Below are 15,700 nucleotides of genomic sequence, written 5' to 3'. Positions count from 1 at the left end.
GACCCGCGAGTCGGCAGTTTCAGGCGCCGGGGCACGTCCGGGTTCGCCGAGAAGGAGCTCAGGGTCCTGCGGACCGTCTCGTGCAACCCTGAGCTCCTGATGATCACAGTGGCCGGCCGAGGTGTGAGCGGGACGGATGCGGCGCTGAGCGAACGTCGCCATCACGGCGTGAGGCCGGCCCAGGGGTGCACAACGCCCAGCCGGTGATCGCCGTCCGGGGCTGCTGCCGGCCGTCTGCGGCGCGGATCGGTCCCGGACGACGATCATCGAGCGAGTCCGAGCTCCGACGCGCCGGTCCGACGATCGTCCGACGATCTGCAGCGGTGAGCTCGTCGCGACCGCCACCCGCCCGTGCGGGCCGTGGACGTCCGGCGGCTCGACCGACGGCCCGGCGCGCGGTCTGGTCCTGATCTCAGGAACCTTGATACTGTGCCCCTGACGCACCGCCGCGGAACACCGGAGGACCCGTGAACATCGACCGGCTCGTCGCGATCGACGTGCACACCCACGTCGAGCAGGACGGCCACGGCTGCTTCTCGCTGGACCAGGAGCTGATGGACGCCTCGGCGCAGTACTTCCGCGCCGACCAGGACCGCACCCCGACCGTCGCGGCGATCGCCGAGCACTACCGCGAGCGGGACATGGCGGCCGTGGTGTTCACGGTCGACGCGGCCTCCGGCACCGGGCATCCGGCGCTGTCGAGCGAGGAGATCCTCGACGCCGCGGCCGAGTTCCCGGACGTGCTGATCCCGTTCGGCTCGGTCGACCCGCACGCGGGGAAGGCCGCTGTGGCCCGGATCCGCGCGCTGGTCGGGAAGGGCGCGAAGGGCTTCAAGTTCCACCCGTCGCTGCAGGCCTTCGAGCCCAACGACCCGCGGTACTACCCGCTGTACGAGGCGATCGCCGAGGCCGGGGTGCCGGCGCTGTTCCACACCGGGCAGACCGGGATCGGCGCGGGCCTGCCGGGCGGGCACGGGATCAAGCTGCGGTACTCCGCCCCGATGCTGCTCGACGACGTCGCCGCGGACTTCCCCGACCTCACGATCGTGATGGCGCACCCGTCCGTGCCGTGGCAGGACGAGGCGATCTCGATCGCCACCCACAAGGCCAACGTGTTCATCGACCTGTCCGGGTGGCGGCCGAAGTACTTCCCGCCGCAGCTGGTGCGGGCGGCGAACACGATGCTGCGGAAGAAGGTGCTGTTCGGGTCGGACTTCCCGGTCATCACCCCGGACCGCTGGCTCGCCGACTTCGCGGACCTGGAGATCAAGGACGACGTCCGGCCGCTGATCCTCAAGGACAACGCCGTGCGGGTCCTCGGCCTCGGCTGACCACTACAGGCCATGCCTCGGCAGGCAGCTACAGGCCGTAGAGCCTGCGGGCGTTGCCGCCGGCGATCATGGCGGCGATCCGCCGGACGTCGTCCCCGCCGGCCTCGCCCTCGGCGTGCCACCCGCCCAGCACCCGGTCGGCCGCGCGGCGGAAGGCGCGTGCGGCGACCAGGTACAGCTCGGGCAGGCCGAACGCGTCGGAGGAGTAGAGGAGCTTGCCGAACGGGGCGAGCTCCAGGGCCTCGGCGAGCACCTCGGCCGCCCGGTGCCCGACGTAGGTGGAGGCCAGCCCGACGTCGAACCAGACGTGCGGGAACACCTGGGCCAGCCACGCCGCCTCCCGGTGGTACGGGTAGCAGTGCAGGAGCACGACCGGGGTCCCGGTGCCCGCGGTCGCCCGGCAGAAGGCCGTGAGCAACACGGGGTTCGCGCGGTGCAGGTCCTCGTCCGGGTCGCCGAAGCCGGTGTGCAGCTGCAGCGGCAGGCCGCGGTCGACGCCGCACCACAGCGCGTGCCGCAGCAGCACCGGGTGGCGGAGCCGCCCGCCGTCGTGCAGCCAGTGGCGCGCGGCCGCGGCGACCTCGGCCGGCGCGGGAGGGTGCGGCGGGACGTCGAAGCCGTAGCGGTAGGCGAGGATCGACTTGCAGGCGACCGCGGCCCGGGTGCGCCGGTCGAGCTCCTCGACCAGGGCGTCCGCGTAGTCGCCGGGAGCGACACCCCACGCGGCCACGTCCTCCGCCACGGCCTCCAGCCGGACGACCTCGGCGACGGGGGCGCCCGCGGCCTCGGCCAGCGCGTCGAGCCCGAGCAGGTCGCCCGCCCGCAGGCCGTGGTCGACCAGCAGGGCGTCCGTCCCGCAGGCGGCGAGGAGCCGGCGCGTCGCCTCGGCCACGCCCAGCTCGCCCCGGCGGGCCAGGTAGTCGGCGGCCGGGACGTGCCGCGGGAGGTCCAGGACCGGGGCGCACTCGCGGCGCACCGCCAGCCCGAGCATCGAGTCCCAGGGGTCGCCGGCGGGGGCGGGGGCCTCGGTGAGCAGCGCGCCGAAGCCGGCGGCGTCGAGCTCGTGGCCCACCACGCTGTGGCAGTGGTGGTCGACCAGCCGCAGGTCGTCGGACCCGGTCACCACCGCCACCGGGTCGCGGCGATGATCTCCGCGGGGGTCCTCCCGCCGTGGGCCTCGGCTTCGGCCCGGCGCACGGCCAGCAGTGTCTCGGTGAGTGCGGGTCCGAAGGCCGCGGTCAGCGCCGGCTCGGCCGCGAAGGCCGCGGCGGCCGTGGCGAGGTCGGTGGGCAGGCGTTGCGCCCCGAGCCGGGCCCGCTCGTCGTCGGACAGGCCGGCCGGGTCCGCGTGCACCGGCTCCGGCAGCGGGCCGCCCTCCTCCAGGCCGGCGAGCCCGGCGGCGAGCACCGCCGCGACCAGCAGGTACGGGTTGGCGGCCTGGTCCACGCACTTGACCTCGACGTTCGCCGCCGTGGTCTCCTCGCCCTGCGACCCGGTGACGAGCCGGAGGGCGGCCTCCCGGTTCTCGCGGCCCCAGCAGGCGTACGCCCCGGCCCAGTGCGAGGGCAGCAGCCGCAGGTAGCTGGCGACGCTCGGGGCGCCGACGGCGAGCAGCGCGGGCAGCCGGCGCAGGATCCCGGCGGTGAACGCCTCGGCCTCGGGGGTGAGCCCGAAGCGGCCCGGGCCGCCGGAGAAGACGTTGCGGCCGTCGCGGGAGAGCGAGAGGTGCAGGTGGCCGCCGTTGCCGACGCCCGGGTCCGCGACGCTGGGCGCGAAGGAGACCGCGAGGCCGTGCCGGGCCGCCACTCCGCGGATCGTGGTGCGCACCAGGACGGCGGTGTCGGCGGCGTCGACCGGCGCCTCCGGCGCGACCGACAGCTCGAACTGGCTGGGCGTGTACTCGGGATGGAACTGCCGGACGTCGACGCCCTCGGCCGCGAGCGCCCGCAGCAGGTCGACGGCGAAGTCCGACAGCTCGACCAGCCGCGTCATCCCGTAGGCCGGGCCGGGCGCCGCCGGCTCCGGCTCGCCGTCCGTGCCCCGGTAGACGACCCACTCGACCTCGAAGGCGGCTCGCGCCGTGAGCCCGGCGGCGGCCAGGCGATCCACCGTGCGGGCCGCGAGCAACCGCGCGCAGCCGGGGTGCGGCGCGCCCTCCTGGGTCCACCGGTCCGCCGGCGCCCACGCCCACCCGGGCTGGGCGGCGAGGGCGACGAGCCGGTCCAGGTCGGGGAGGAGCCGCAGGTCCCCGGTCGGGTTCGCCACGGCCGTCGCGGCGATCGAGTCGTCGGCGCCGAAGGCGTCGAACACCGGGGTGGCGCCGACGCCCCACGCCGCCGCGTGCTCGAACGCGCCCAGCGGCACCCCCTTCACGCGGGTGACGCCGGCGGTGTCGACGAAGGTCACCGCCACCGCCGCGATCCGTTCGCCCGCCATCCGCTCCACGAGGCTGCGGGCCCGCGCCGCCCGCTCCTCGCGCAGCGCCGTGTCCAGCCGAACCGCGTCCGGCCCTGCGGTGTCCGATCGTGCGGTGTCAGGCCCGGTGGTGTCCACGGTCGACGATCGTGCCAGCTCCGGGGCGGCGGACGGGAGGTCCGGCCGCGGCCCCGTCGTACCGCCGGGCAGGAAGAGCGCCGGATCTCAGGGCCGGATCTCGTAGACCGCGTTGAACGCCGACTGGGTGGCCTTGCGGAACCGGGTGAACCCCGCCTCGGCCGCGATCTGCCGGATCGGGAACTCGCCCGCCTGCGCGCCGAGGGCGTAGCCGCCGGGCTGCGAGAGCGCGGTGGGCACGCAGAGGAAGGTCGAACCGCTGTAGTAGAGCCTGCCGACCGGGTGGAGGTTGTCCGCGACCGTGTCGCCCGCCGCCGGCTCGACCACCATCCACGTGCCGTCCGGCGCCAGGGCCTGGCGGACCTGCCGGGCGGCCCCGACGGGATCGCCCATGTCGTGCAGGCAGTCGAACATCGCGATCAGGTCGTATCCGGTGCCGCTGAACCCCTGGGCCGAGGCGACCTCGAAGCTCACCCGGTCGCCGACGCCCGCCTCGGCAGCCCGCTTGCGCGCCTCGTCGATGGAGGCCGCGTGGTAGTCCGAGCCGACGAACGTGCTGTTCGGGAAGGCCCGCGCCATCAGGAACGAGGACTCGCCCAGCCCGCACCCGACGTCCGCGACGCGCGCCCCGGCCTCGAGCTTGGCCTGCACGCCCTCGAGCGCCGGGATCCAGGTGGGTACCAGGTCGACGACGTAGCCGGACTTGTAGAAGGCCGCGCAGCCGGTGAACACGTCCTCGTGGTGCGCGTGCCAGGGCAGCCCGGCCCCGGTGCGGAAGCTCTCCGCGATCTGCTCCTCGGCCCGCAGATAGCCCAGCACCAGCCGGTAGGCCTCGGACACGTTCGGCCCGTCCGGGTCGACGAGGCAGAAGGCCTGCTCCTCGGTCAGGGAGTACTCGCCGGTCGCGGTGTCGTAGGTGACGTAGCCGCCCGCGGCCTGCCCGCGCAGCCACTCGGTCAGCGGGCGCTCGGCGCAGCCGGTCCGCTCGGCGAGCGCCGCCGGGGTCGCCGGGCCCTGCGCGAGGGAGGTGTAGAGGCCGAGGCGGTTCCCGACCACCACCGACCCCGCCGCACCCGTCGCACCGATGTCGGTGACGAAGCGGCCGAGGAACTCGTTCACCGTGTCCTGATCCATCCCCTGCTCCTTCCGTGCCCCCGGCCCGGTGCCGGTCGGGAACCACGGTCGGCCTGCCGGCTTGCACGGCCCTGGCTCCGGCTGTCCCGGCGCTGACAGGCCTCCCGCCCGGGCGGTGTGCCCGGCATGCTGTCGCCGGGGAGGTGGCGGATGGGCGGGACGGACGGCGCGGACGGCGCGGTGCGCGTCGAGGTGCTCGGGCCGCTGCGCCTGCTCGTCGACGGGGTGGCGGTCGAGGTCCCGGGGCCCAAGCGCCGGGCCGCGCTGGCGCTGCTCGCGCTGGCCGGGGGCCGGACCGTGCCCGTCGACCGGCTGCTCGACGCGCTGTGGCCCGGCGGCGTGCCGGACTCCGGGCGGCAGGCCCTGCACACCCACGTCTCGCGGCTGCGCACCCTGCTGGGTCCCGGGGCGGACCGGCTGCGGAACCTGCAGGACGGGTACCGGCTCGAGCTGGCGGCGGACGAGCTCGACCTCGCCCAGGCCCGGGCGCTGCTGGCGCGGGCGCGGGCCGCCGCCGATCCTGCGACCGCCCTGGCGTCGCTGCGGCAGGCGCACGCGCTCTGGCGCGGCCCGGTCCTCGCGGATCTCACCGAGGTGCCGGCGATCGCCGTGGCCGTCGAGGACCAGGAGCGGCTGCGCCAGGAGGTGACGGACGCCCTGGTCGCGCGGGCGGTCGAGGCGGGCGAGGCCGACGGCGTCGTCGGGCTGGCGGCGGCCGCGCACACGGCCGATCCGCTGCGGGAGCCGGGTGCGGTGCTGCTCATGCGCGCCCTCGCGGCGAGCGGCCGGCCCGCCGAGGCGCTGCGGGTGGGCCGGGAGTTCCGGCGGATGCTCGCCGACGAGACCGGGCTCGACCCCTCGCCCACGCTCGGTGAGGTGGAGCGGGCCGTGGCCGGCGGGGCCGCCGGGCACGCTCCTGGTCCCGCGTCGTCCGCGCGTCCGACGCCGGCGACGCGGCTCATCGGCCGCGAGGCGCAGGTCGCGGCCCTGCACCGGCTGCTCGGCCAGGAGCGGCTGGTCACGGTGGTGGGTCCGGGCGGGGTGGGCAAGACCCGGGTGGCGCTGGAGGTCGCCGCGCGCGACGGGGCGCCGGTGGTGCTGCTGGCGCCGGTGACCGATCCCGCCACCCTCCCGCACGCGCTCGCGGCCGCCCTGGACCTCGAGGTGTCCCGCGGCGACGTCCTGGCCGCCTGCCTGGCCCTCCTCGGGGACCGGCCCGGCCTGCTCGTCGTCGACAACTGCGAGCACCTCCTGGCCGGCGCGCGCGACCTCGTCGAGGCCCTCCTCGCGGCCTGCCCGCGGCTCTGCGTGCTGGCCACCAGCAGGGAACCGCTCGGCCTCGCCGCGGAGTACACCTACCGGCTGGCGCCGCTGCCGCTCCCGGAGCCCGGCGGCGAGCCGGCCGCGGCGGCATCCGTCGCGGTGTTCCTCGAGCGGGCCCGCCGGGCACGGCCCGGCCCGCCGCCGGGTCCGGACGAGCTGCGGCTCGTCGCGGACATCGTGCGCCGGCTCGACGGGCTGCCGTTGGCGATCGAGCTCGCCGCGGGCCGGTTGTCCGGCCTCTCGCTGGCCGACCTGCACGCCCGGCTGGACCGCGCGCTCGACCTGCTCGGCGGCGCGCGGACCGGCGACGCCCGGCACCGCACCCTGCGCGCGACCGTCGAGTGGTCGTACCAGCTGCTCACGGACGACGAGCAGCGGCTGTTCCGCCATCTCTCCCTCCTCGCCGACGGCGCGGACCTCGACACCGCCGAGCAGCTCGCCGCGGAACTCGGCCTCGACGGCGACCCCGGCGGGGTGCTGGCCCATCTCGTGGACGCCTCGCTGCTCGACGCCGACTTCACCGGGGGCACCCGCTACCGGATGCTGGAGACGCTGCGCGCCTTCGGGACGGACCGGCTCGCCGCCGCGGGGGAGCAGGAGGCCGCCGAGGCGCTCCTGGTGCGGTGGGCCCTCGGACTCACCGAGCGGATCCGGGTGGGACTCGCCGCCGCGGACGAGGCCGAGGCGGACGCGACCCTGCGCCGCGAGATCGCGAACCTGCGGGTGGCGTGGCGGCTGGCCCGGCGGCGCGGGGACCTCGACGCCGCCGCGTCGATGGTGATCGCGCTGTACGAGGCGATCGCCTACCGCGACCTCGTGGAGCTGCGGGGCTGGGCCGAGGAGCTCGCGGCCGATCCCGCCCTCGCCGCGCGGCCCGGCGCGATCGCGGTGCTCGGCGCCGCCGCGGAGTCCGCCTACCACCAGGGCGACGCGGTGGCGGCGGAGCGGCTCGCCCGCGCGGGACTGGACCGCGACCCCGCGTCGGCCGACGCCTGGTACTGCCGGATGGTCCTGGCCGTCGTCGCCCTCGCCCACGGCGAGTTCGAGGTGACGGTGGAGCAGTCGCTGGTCGGTGCCGACCTCGCCGGCGAGCACCGGGAGTGCCTCGGGATCGCCGCCCTCGCCCTGGCCTACGGGGGCGACCTCGACCGGGCCCGCGGGCTGAACGAGCGGGGCACGGCGGCCGCCGTGTCGCCGTCCATGCGGTCGTGGGCGGCGTACGTCGCCGGGGAGATCGAGGGACTGGCCGGTGACCTCGCCGCGGCGGAGGCCCACTACCGCACGGCGTTGCGGCTGGCCCGCGGTGCGGGCGCCACGTTCCTGGCCGGCGTGGCCAGCGTCGGGCTGCTGGCCGTGCTCGCGCGGGCGGGCCGGGTGCACGACGCCCTGCGCGGCTACACCCAGGTGATCGACGGCTTCGCCCGCACCGGCAACTGGACCCACCTCTGGACGACCCTGCGCAACCTCGCGGACCTGCTGCGCACCCTCGACGACGACCGGACCGCCGACCTGATCGACGCGGCCGCCGACCGGGCCCCGGACGCGCCCGCCGTGGCGGGCGTGCGGCCCGTCCGGTCGCCGGACGGGCCGGTGCCCGACCGGGCGGAGGTCCTCCGGCTGGCCCGGGCGGCCGTCGTGCGGGCGGTTCAGCCGGGGACGAGCGGCGAGCGCACGGCCTCGAGGTAGCTCTCCTCGCTCACCCAGGCCGTGTAGCGCTCCCGGCCGAGGGCCTCGATCAGGCCCGCGGTCTGGGTGGTCTGGGCGGCGAGCGCCCGGACCTTGCGCGCGGCGACCGCGGCCGGCAACGCGAGATCGATGCTCAGCCGGTCCTGCGTGACGACCTGCGGGTAGCCCGGCTCGTACACGCCCAGCTCGGCGTCGAGCCCGGCCCACTCCCTGGCGTGCCGCTCGGGCACGGCGGCATGCAGCAGCCGGGTGTGCTGCGGCGCGCCCAGCTCGACGGCGGCGCCCGCCCACGCCGACACGGCCCGGTGGTCGGAGTGCCCGGTGATCCCGTCGGGGCCGAAGGTCAGCACGGTGTCCGGGCGGACCTCGGCGACGATCTCGGCGAGCCGGGCGATCGCGACGATCTCGTCGGCCGCGGCGCACTCGCCGTCGCCGTAGTTGAGGAACCGGTGCTCGCGCACGCCGAGGATCCCCAGGCAGTGGGCCAGTTCGTCGGCGCGTTCCTCGGCGAGCCGGTCCGGCGGCCACCGTTCGGGGTCCGCCGTCCCGCGCTCCCCGCGGGTGGCGGTCACGCACACCACCCGCTGGCCGTTGTCGCGCGCCAGTGCCATGAGGCCGCCGGACAAGTAGGCCTCGTCGTCGGGATGGGCCCAGATCCCCAGGATCGTGCCCAGCTCGGCCACGCGGTCGGACGTCGTGATCATGATCGTTCCCTTCGGAGGAGCACCAGGTGCAGGAGCAGGCCGGCGCCGCAGCAGGCCGCGACGACGAGCCGGACCGCGCCCGCGCCCCCGCCGGGGGCACCGAGCGCGAGGCCGCCGAGCAGGGCGCCGGCGGCGAAGCCGAGATGGACGGCCGTGCCGTTGAGGGCGAGCACGACCGGGGCCGGACCCGCGGCGAGCGCGGCCAGCCGGTGCTGCTGGGCGGGGATGCAGGCCCACGCGGCCGCACCCCACCCGGCGGCCGCGACGACGAGGCCCGCACCGCCCAGGTCGGCGGTGACGGCGACGAGCGCCGTGGCCAGCGCGACCGCGGCGACCGCGACGACGCGGCGCCCGCCCCAGCGGTCGGAGGCGATCCCGCCGCACCACGTCCCGAGCAGCCCGCCGACCCCCATGACCGCGAGGACCACGCCTGCCCACCCCTGCAGCAGCAGGTCCACGTGGGCGTAGACCGACTGGGACCCGGCCATGAGCAGCGCGGACACGCCCAGCGTGCCGACGAGTGCCGGCGACCGCAGGGGTCTCAGCCGCTCGCGGGCCGTCGTGCGGGCCAGGTCCGCGGCACCGGCGCCGGCGCGCCACAGGCCGACCGCGGCGCCCGCGGCGAGCACCGCGACCAGGGCGAACGCGGCGCGCCAGGAGGTGACGCCGGCGAGGACCACACCGAGCGGTGCGCCCACGACCATCGCCAACGACGACCCGGCCGGCACCACCGACGCGGCCCGTCCCCGCTTCTCGGGGGAGACCGCCGCCAGCGCCGCCGCCGCTGCCGCCGGGACGTGGACGCACGCCGCGAGCGCGGCGAGCGCCCGGGCGGCCAGCAGCACGGCGAGGTTCGGTGCCAGCGCCGTCGCCACCGCGGCGACGCCGACGGCCGCGATCGAGCCGAGCAGCAGCGGCCGGAGCCGCCGCCCGCCGAGCAGCGTGCCGAGCACGGGTGCGCCGATCGCGTAGGTGCCGGCGTAGACGGCGAGCGCCAGACCCGCGTCCGCGGGCGCGACCGCGAGGTCGGCGGCCGTCCGGGTGAGCAGCCCGGCGAGGACGAACATGTCCGTCCCGATCGCGAAGGAGCCCAGTCCCAGCACGGCGACCGGCGCCGGCGGGAGCACGGCCGCGCCGCCCGCCCGTCTCTCCTCCATCACCCGGGTGGACATCCCGTTCCCTCCCTCCGTCGGATCCCGTGGGAAGGAGGGTGGGGTGAAGGCCTTGCAGCGCGCTGTCACCGCCCGCCACACCGCTGTCAGCCCGCTGGCGCCGACCCGGGGTCCTCGAGCGCCCCTCGACACTCACGACACCTGTCGACCTGCGAACTTCGACGGAACCATGATCACCAGGAGCTCGGGGTTCGCCGGGCCGGTCCGCGGAGCCCTCAGCTCCTGATGATCTTCCCGGTCGGCACCGGTTCGCTCGTCAGCGTCGCCTGCCGCCACCCGCGCAGGGAGCTGACCAGGGCGAGCTCCTCGGCGCGGAGCAGGTCGCCCGGGCGCAGGGCCCGTTCCCGCAGCCGGCCCGCGGCGACCAGCAGGCCGCGCTCGACCCCGGGCAGGCAGCCGCTGCCGAGCGGCGGCGTCCACCACGTGCCGTCGATGCGGGCGGCGAGGCTGGCCGTGCAGGACTCGGTGACCTCGCCGCGCTCGTTGACGAGCAGGACGTCGTCGGCGCCGGGGTGGCGCGCCAGGCGCGCCGAGTAGGGCTCGCGACGGCTGGTCTTGTGGTGCGGCCAGCAGAGGGTCGAGTCGACCGGCTCGGGGTCGACGACCAGGCGCACCGGCCGGTCGGCGGGTGGGGGGAGGGGCTCGACGTCGATCCCGAGGGAGCCGTCGCGGTAGCAGCGCAGCCGGACGCGGGCGTCCCCGCTGCCGGCGAGGTGCTCGGCCAGGGCGGCGCGGACGCCGGGCCCGTCGAACCGGAAGCCGAAGTAGGCCGCGGAGTCGGCGACGCGGGCCAGGTGGGCGTCGAGCGACCGCAGCCCGCGCCCGGCCTCGTGACGCATCGTCTCGATCAGGTGGAAGTCCTCCGGCCGGGCGTCGAGCACCCGTGCCTTGGCCCGCAGTTCGGCGTACTCGGCGGCCGGCTCCGAGCTCCACGTGACGCCGCCGCCGGTGCCGTAGCTCGCCGTGCCCCGCGCCCGGTCGACGACGACGGTCCGGATCGCCACCGAGAAGCGCGCGCGGACCGGGTGACCGGCGGGGGCCACCACCCCGATCGCCCCACAGTAGACGCCGCGCGGGCCCGTCTCGATCTGGCGGATCAGCTGCATCGTGCGCGCCTTGGGAGCGCCGGTGACCGAGCCGCACGGGAACAACGCGCGGAAGATCCCGGTGAGGCCGACGCCGTCGCGGAGCCGGGCGGTGACGTCCGAGGTCAGCTGGTGCACGGTCGGGTAGCGCTCGACGCCGAGCAGCCGCGGCACGGTCACGGTGCCGAGGCGGGCGAGGCGCGCGAGGTCGTTGCGCACCAGGTCGACGATCATGACGTTCTCGGCGCGCTCCTTCGCGCTGCCGCGCAGCCTGGCCACCGCCTCGGCGTCCTCCGCGGTCGTGCGGCCGCGCGGCGCGGTGCCCTTCATGGGACGCATGAGGATCCGGTCGCCGCGGACCTCGAAGAACAGCTCCGGGCTGGCGGAGGCGACGACGAACCGGCCGGTGTCGAGGAACGCGTGGTGGGCGCCGCACTGACCGAGCGCGAGGTCCCGGTAGAGCTGCGTCAGGTCGCCGGACACCGGCGCGGTGAGCCGGGTGGTGAGGTTGCACTGGTAGGTCTCGCCGGCGGCGATCCGGGCGCGCACCGCCTCCACGGCCGCCCGGTGCTGCGCGGCGTCCCACTCCGGCTCCCAGGGGCCGACCGCGTACGGCGCCCGCTCGCCGTGCGCCACGACCGGCACCGACTCCGCGGTGCGGGTGAGGCCGAACCACACCAGCGGCAGCCCGTCGACGGGCTCGCGGGTCGCCAGCGTGGGGTCGAGCCCGGTCGCGGCCTCGTAGGCGACCATCCCGAACGCCCACCACCCCGCTCCGCTGCGCCGCTCGACCTCGTCGAGCACGCCCGCGACCTCCTCCGGTCGCCACGCGACCAGCTCGGCCTCCGCCCGGGGGAAGAGCCGGGCGGTACCCGCGACGAGGTCGTCGACGCGGGCCCAGGCGGGTCCGGGCATGGCTCGGCTCCTCGGGACGGGACAGGGCGGCACCGCATGATGCCCGGTCGACCGCCTTCCCGCACCGACCCCCGTCACACCAGCTCGGAGTCCCGCACCTTCTGGAAGCTCCGGGCCATCCGCCGCTTGGCCGGCGGCAGGTGGTTGACCACCCGCAGCGCGGTCCGCTGGGCCAGCACGCTCAGCGGGCCGACGACCGGGCGGCGGGCCGTGCCGTCGTCGTTCATGAACTCCAGGGACTCCTGCACCGCCAGCGCGGAGTAGCGGAGCATCAGCTCCTCGTACCCGCCCACGGCCTCGTCCCGGGTGAGCTCGCCGTCGCGGACGCGGACGAGCCGGTCCCGCAACTCCCGGGCGTCCCGCAGCGCGGTGTTGGCGCCGGCGCCGCGGCCGGGGGTCATGGTGTGGATCGCGTCCCCGATCAGGGTCACGCTGCTCGGCCGCCACGCCGGCACCGGCTCCGACGTGCGGATGCTCAGTGCGAGCGCGGCCGTGGGGTCCGAGGTGGCGACCAGCTCGCGCCACCGCGGGTCCCAGTCCTCGGTGAGGGAGAGGGTCACCTCGTGCAGGTCCGCGCCGCGCCGGTCGAGGACGTCCGCGGGGGCCAGGCTGCGCGAGGTCGACAGGCCCCAGGACAGGTAGTCCGTGGTGTTGTCGTAGAGCAGGCCCGGCCAGGCCTCGATGAGGGCGGCGTCGCCGGCGCCGATGCCCTCGCGCGGGGCGCCGTCCCGCCAGGGGAGTCGCATCGCGTGGACGATCCCGAACTGCCCGCGCCGGTCGAACAGCATCGACATCCCGTCCATCGCCCGCTCGGGCAGCAGGCCGGAGTTGCCGCCGGTGAGCGCGACCTTGCCGCCGATCGCCACCAGCCCGGTCTCGACGTGCCGGGCGTGCGGCAGGTACTGCTTCCGCACCCGCGAGTTCGCGCCGTCGGCGCCGACCAGCAGGTCCCCGGTGGCCGAGTCGCCGTCGGCGAAGTGCGCCGTCACGGTGCCGTCGGCGTGCTGCTCGTGGTGCGTGAAGGTCTTGTCGAAGGTGATCACGTCCTCCATGCCGGTGAACAGCACCTGGCGGAGGGTCATGCGGCTGACGTTGTGGTCGCGGTCCTCGGGCCGGTCCCCGCTCTGCGGCAGGTCGTCGAACCGCATGCCGACCAGCTCGCGGAACCGCTCCGTGTACATCGTCAGGTACGTGTACGGGAGGCCCGTGGTGGCGACGAACGTGTCGAACAGGCCGGGCGGCAGGCAGGCCTTGAGCGCCCGGGCGCCGTTGGGCGAGATGCCCACCCGGTACCCGTTGAGGCCGCCCGTGCGGGTGCGGTCCCGCTCGTAGACGGCGACCTCCAGGCCCGCCTGCCGCAGGCCGTGGGCCAGGCACATCCCCCCGGTGCCCGCCCCGATGACGATGGTCTTCAACGTTGTCGACATGGCTCCCCCCGGAGACGTCGATCAGGTGTGGTCGGTCAGGTCTCGAACCGCTCCGCCAGCTCGAGCAGCTCCTCCCGGTCCCAGGTCAGCGCCCCGCGGCGCAGGTCGTCGACCAGGGAGGTGATCCAGCGGACGTCCGTCTCGAGGAGTGCGACGGCGTACTCGCCCTCGATCAGCACCAGCCGGGGCAGGTGGCCCGCCCCGGCCAGGTCGGCCCGCAGCCGCTCGAGCTCGGCCCGGCGGCCCGCGAGCCGGGTCTCCAGCGCCTCGAGCGCCACCTCCGGCGTGATCAACGGCAGGTAGGCGAGCGCCGCGGTGAACTCCGGGAAGTCGCGGCGTGGGGCCGCGAGCATCTCGACCGTCCACTCCACGGCCGTGCGCACCCCGGCCTCGGTCGCGGCGTAGACGGTCCGTTCCGGCCGGGCCTGCTCCCGCTCGGTCGCCTGCTCGACCAGCAGGCCGTCCCGCACCAGCCGGTCGATCGTCTTGTACAGCTGCGACCGCTGCCCGACGTTGACCACCTGGTCCTTGCCACGCTCCCGGATCAGCTGCTGCATCCGGTACGGGTGCATCGGCCGCTCCGCCGCGAGGGCGAGCACGGCGAGCGCGAGGCCGGACCGCTGGGTCATAGTGTCGACGGTACTAGTGTCACACACACTAAGCAAGGTTCCGACGGGCCGGCCCGAGTTGTCGGATCCGTTCCGGGACGCCACAGTCCGACGTGGAGGTGGCGGATGCGGCACGAGGACTGGTTCCTGACGGACGCCGAGCGCGGCAACCCCGCCTGCCGGCTGCCCGCGTGGTGCGCCGGCAACGAGGTCCTGCCGCTCGTCGACGGGGCGGAGTACTTCCCGCGGCTGGCCGAGGAGGTGGACGCGCTGCGGCCCGGCGACCACCTCTTCTTCACCGACTGGCGGGGCGACGCGGACGAGCGCCTCCGCGGGGACGGCCCCACGGTGGGTGAGCTGTTCGCCGAGGCCGCGCGCCGCGGCGTCGTCGTCAAGGGGCTGATGTGGCGCTCCCACTCCGACGAGCTGGCCTACAGCGAGCAGGAGAACCGGCAGCTGGGGGACGAGGTGCGCGAGGCCGGCGGGGAGGTGTTGCTCGACCAGCGCGTGCGGCGGGCCGGGTCGCACCACCAGAAGCTCGTGGTGCTGCGCCGGCCCGAGGATCCCGCGCGCGACGTCGCGTTCGTCGGCGGGATCGACCTGTGCCACTCCCGCGGGGACGACGCCGACCACGCCGGTGACCGGCAGGCCCTGCCGATCAACCCCGCCTACGGCGACACCCCGCCCTGGCACGACGTCCAGCTCCAGGTGCGGGGCCCCGCCGTCGGGCTGCTCGACCGGGTGTTCCGCGAGCGGTGGGAGGACCCGCACTCGCTCGACACGCACAGCCCGCTCGCCCGGGTCCGCGACACGCTCACCCACGCCGACCTGCACGCCGACCCGCTGCCGGAGCGGCCGGCCGATCCCGCGCCGGCGGGCACGGCCGCGGTCCAGGTGCTGCGCACCTACCCGTCGATCCGGCCCGGCTACCCCTTCGCCCCGAAGGGCGAGCGCTCGGTCGCGCGCGGGTACGCGAAGGCGCTGCGCCGGGCCCGCCGGCTGGTGTTCCTCCAGGACCAGTACATGTGGTCGCCGCACATCGCGCGGCTGCTCGCGTCGGCGTTGCGGCGCAGCCCGGACCTGCACCTGGTGGTGGTGGTGCCGCGGCACCCGGACGTCGACGGCCGGCTCGCGCTGCCGCCCAACCAGGTCGGCCGGCTCCAGGCGCTGCAGGTGTGCCGCCGGGCCGCCGCGGACCGGGTGCACGTGTTCGACCTGGAGAACGAGGCGGGCACGCCGGTCTACGTGCACGCGAAGGTCGCCGTGCTCGACGACGTCTGGGCCGCGGTGGGCAGCGCCAACCTCAACCGCCGCTCGTGGAGCCACGACAGCGAGCTCACCGCCGCCGTGCTCGACGAGGCCCGGGACGAGCGCGAGCCCGCCGACCCGGGCGGCCTCGGCGACGGCGCGCGGACCTTCGCCCGCGCGCTGCGCCTGCGGCTGCTGCGTGAGCACCTGGACCGGGCCGAGGGCGACGACGCCGACCTCGTCGACCCCGAGTCCGCCGTACGGGCCGTCGAGAAGGCCGCGACGGCGCTCGACGAGTGGCACCGCGACGGCCGCCGGGGCCCGCGCCCGCCCGGGCAGCTGCGCCACCACGAGCCGGAGCGGCTGGCGCTCCCCACGAAGCTCTGGGCCGTGCCCGCCTACCGCCTGCTCTACGACCCCGACGGCCGTCCCTGGCGCGACCGGCTCCGGCACCGCTGGTGAGGGCGCCCGGTCCACCGCGAAGGGGGGCGACGGACCGGGCGCGGCTCTGCGG

The 15,700-nt window shown here is 76.2% G+C and carries 11 protein-coding genes; 3 read left to right on the top strand and 8 right to left on the bottom strand.

The annotated features are described in order from the left end of the window. Positions 1 to 467: 467 nt before the first annotated feature. The gene (gene couO / locus ABD990_RS09730; protein ID WP_345379893.1) at positions 468 to 1,331 is read left to right on the top strand and encodes a 4-hydroxyphenyl-beta-ketoacyl-CoA hydrolase; all 864 of its coding nucleotides are present in this window, start codon (positions 468 to 470) and stop codon (positions 1,329 to 1,331) included. Between the two features lie 28 nt (positions 1,332 to 1,359). Here couO and ABD990_RS09725 read toward each other — a convergent pair whose 3' ends face one another. From ABD990_RS09725 to ABD990_RS09715, 3 genes are all read right to left on the bottom strand, one after another. After that, positions 1,360 to 2,454: an amidohydrolase family protein gene (locus tag ABD990_RS09725; RefSeq protein WP_345379891.1), complete on the bottom strand. Its 1,095-nt coding sequence runs from the start codon at positions 2,452 to 2,454 to the stop codon at positions 1,360 to 1,362. Continuing rightward, positions 2,451 to 3,767, bottom strand: a complete 1,317-nt coding sequence (locus tag ABD990_RS09720; RefSeq protein WP_425569571.1) for a type I glutamate--ammonia ligase — start codon at positions 3,765 to 3,767, stop codon at positions 2,451 to 2,453. Before ABD990_RS09720 ends, ABD990_RS09725 begins: the two co-directional genes overlap by 4 nt. Positions 3,768 to 3,971: 204 nt before the next feature. Next, entirely contained in the window at positions 3,972 to 5,018 is a 1,047-nt protein-coding gene (locus ABD990_RS09715) for a class I SAM-dependent methyltransferase (protein WP_345379889.1), read from the bottom strand. Positions 5,019 to 5,168: 150 nt separating this feature from the next. Here ABD990_RS09715 and ABD990_RS09710 point away from each other — a divergent pair, with 150 nt between their 5' ends. After that, on the top strand, positions 5,169 to 8,027 hold the full coding sequence (locus ABD990_RS09710; RefSeq protein WP_345379887.1) for an AfsR/SARP family transcriptional regulator: 2,859 nt from the start codon (positions 5,169 to 5,171) through the stop codon (positions 8,025 to 8,027). On the opposite strand, the gene ABD990_RS09705 is transcribed toward ABD990_RS09710, so the two are convergent. The 5 genes from ABD990_RS09705 to ABD990_RS09685 all read right to left on the bottom strand — a co-directional run bounded on the left by ABD990_RS09705 (position 7,988) and on the right by ABD990_RS09685 (position 13,959). Continuing rightward, positions 7,988 to 8,731 (bottom strand): PIG-L deacetylase family protein, encoded by a 744-nt coding sequence (locus ABD990_RS09705; protein ID WP_345379885.1) that lies wholly within the window; start codon positions 8,729 to 8,731, stop codon positions 7,988 to 7,990. The genes ABD990_RS09710 and ABD990_RS09705 overlap by 40 nt on opposite strands. Continuing rightward, positions 8,728 to 9,903: an MFS transporter gene (locus ABD990_RS09700; RefSeq protein ID WP_345379884.1), complete on the bottom strand. Its 1,176-nt coding sequence runs from the start codon at positions 9,901 to 9,903 to the stop codon at positions 8,728 to 8,730. The genes ABD990_RS09705 and ABD990_RS09700 overlap by 4 nt, the downstream gene beginning before the upstream one ends. A gap of 215 nt (positions 9,904 to 10,118) precedes the next feature. After that, positions 10,119 to 11,903: an aminodeoxychorismate synthase component I gene (pabB, locus tag ABD990_RS09695; protein WP_345379883.1), complete on the bottom strand. Its 1,785-nt coding sequence runs from the start codon at positions 11,901 to 11,903 to the stop codon at positions 10,119 to 10,121. 74 nt (positions 11,904 to 11,977) lie between these two features. After that, positions 11,978 to 13,330: an FAD-dependent oxidoreductase gene (locus ABD990_RS09690; protein ID WP_345379882.1), complete on the bottom strand. Its 1,353-nt coding sequence runs from the start codon at positions 13,328 to 13,330 to the stop codon at positions 11,978 to 11,980. A 35-nt stretch (positions 13,331 to 13,365) separates the two neighbouring features. Further along, entirely contained in the window at positions 13,366 to 13,959 is a 594-nt protein-coding gene (locus ABD990_RS09685) for a PadR family transcriptional regulator (protein ID WP_345379881.1), read from the bottom strand. A gap of 105 nt (positions 13,960 to 14,064) precedes the next feature. Here ABD990_RS09685 and ABD990_RS09680 point away from each other — a divergent pair, with 105 nt between their 5' ends. After that, on the top strand, positions 14,065 to 15,648 hold the full coding sequence (locus tag ABD990_RS09680; protein ID WP_345379879.1) for a phospholipase D family protein: 1,584 nt from the start codon (positions 14,065 to 14,067) through the stop codon (positions 15,646 to 15,648). Positions 15,649 to 15,700 lie beyond the last annotated feature (52 nt).

The organism is Pseudonocardia yuanmonensis (genome assembly GCF_039542425.1).
Lineage (GTDB): Bacteria > Actinomycetota > Actinomycetes > Mycobacteriales > Pseudonocardiaceae > Pseudonocardia > Pseudonocardia yuanmonensis.
Note: the sequence above shows the minus strand (reverse complement) of the source record. Positions and strands in the feature narration are given on the sequence as shown.

Excerpts from the sequence above, each read along its gene's own strand:
- ABD990_RS09690 (WP_345379882.1), bottom strand. The coding sequence starts at position 13,330 with ATGTCGACAACGTTGAAGACCATCGTCATCGGGGCGGGCACCGGGGGG.
- ABD990_RS09700 (WP_345379884.1), bottom strand. The coding sequence starts at position 9,903 with ATGTCCACCCGGGTGATGGAGGAGAGACGGGCGGGCGGCGCGGCCGTG.
- ABD990_RS09705 (WP_345379885.1), bottom strand. The coding sequence starts at position 8,731 with ATGATCACGACGTCCGACCGCGTGGCCGAGCTGGGCACGATCCTGGGG.
- pabB (WP_345379883.1), bottom strand. The coding sequence starts at position 11,903 with ATGCCCGGACCCGCCTGGGCCCGCGTCGACGACCTCGTCGCGGGTACC.
- ABD990_RS09685 (WP_345379881.1), bottom strand. The coding sequence starts at position 13,959 with ATGACCCAGCGGTCCGGCCTCGCGCTCGCCGTGCTCGCCCTCGCGGCG.
- ABD990_RS09680 (WP_345379879.1), top strand. The coding sequence starts at position 14,065 with ATGCGGCACGAGGACTGGTTCCTGACGGACGCCGAGCGCGGCAACCCC.
- ABD990_RS09710 (WP_345379887.1), top strand. The coding sequence starts at position 5,169 with ATGGGCGGGACGGACGGCGCGGACGGCGCGGTGCGCGTCGAGGTGCTC.
- ABD990_RS09715 (WP_345379889.1), bottom strand. The coding sequence starts at position 5,018 with ATGGATCAGGACACGGTGAACGAGTTCCTCGGCCGCTTCGTCACCGAC.
- ABD990_RS09720 (WP_425569571.1), bottom strand. The coding sequence starts at position 3,767 with ATGGCGGGCGAACGGATCGCGGCGGTGGCGGTGACCTTCGTCGACACC.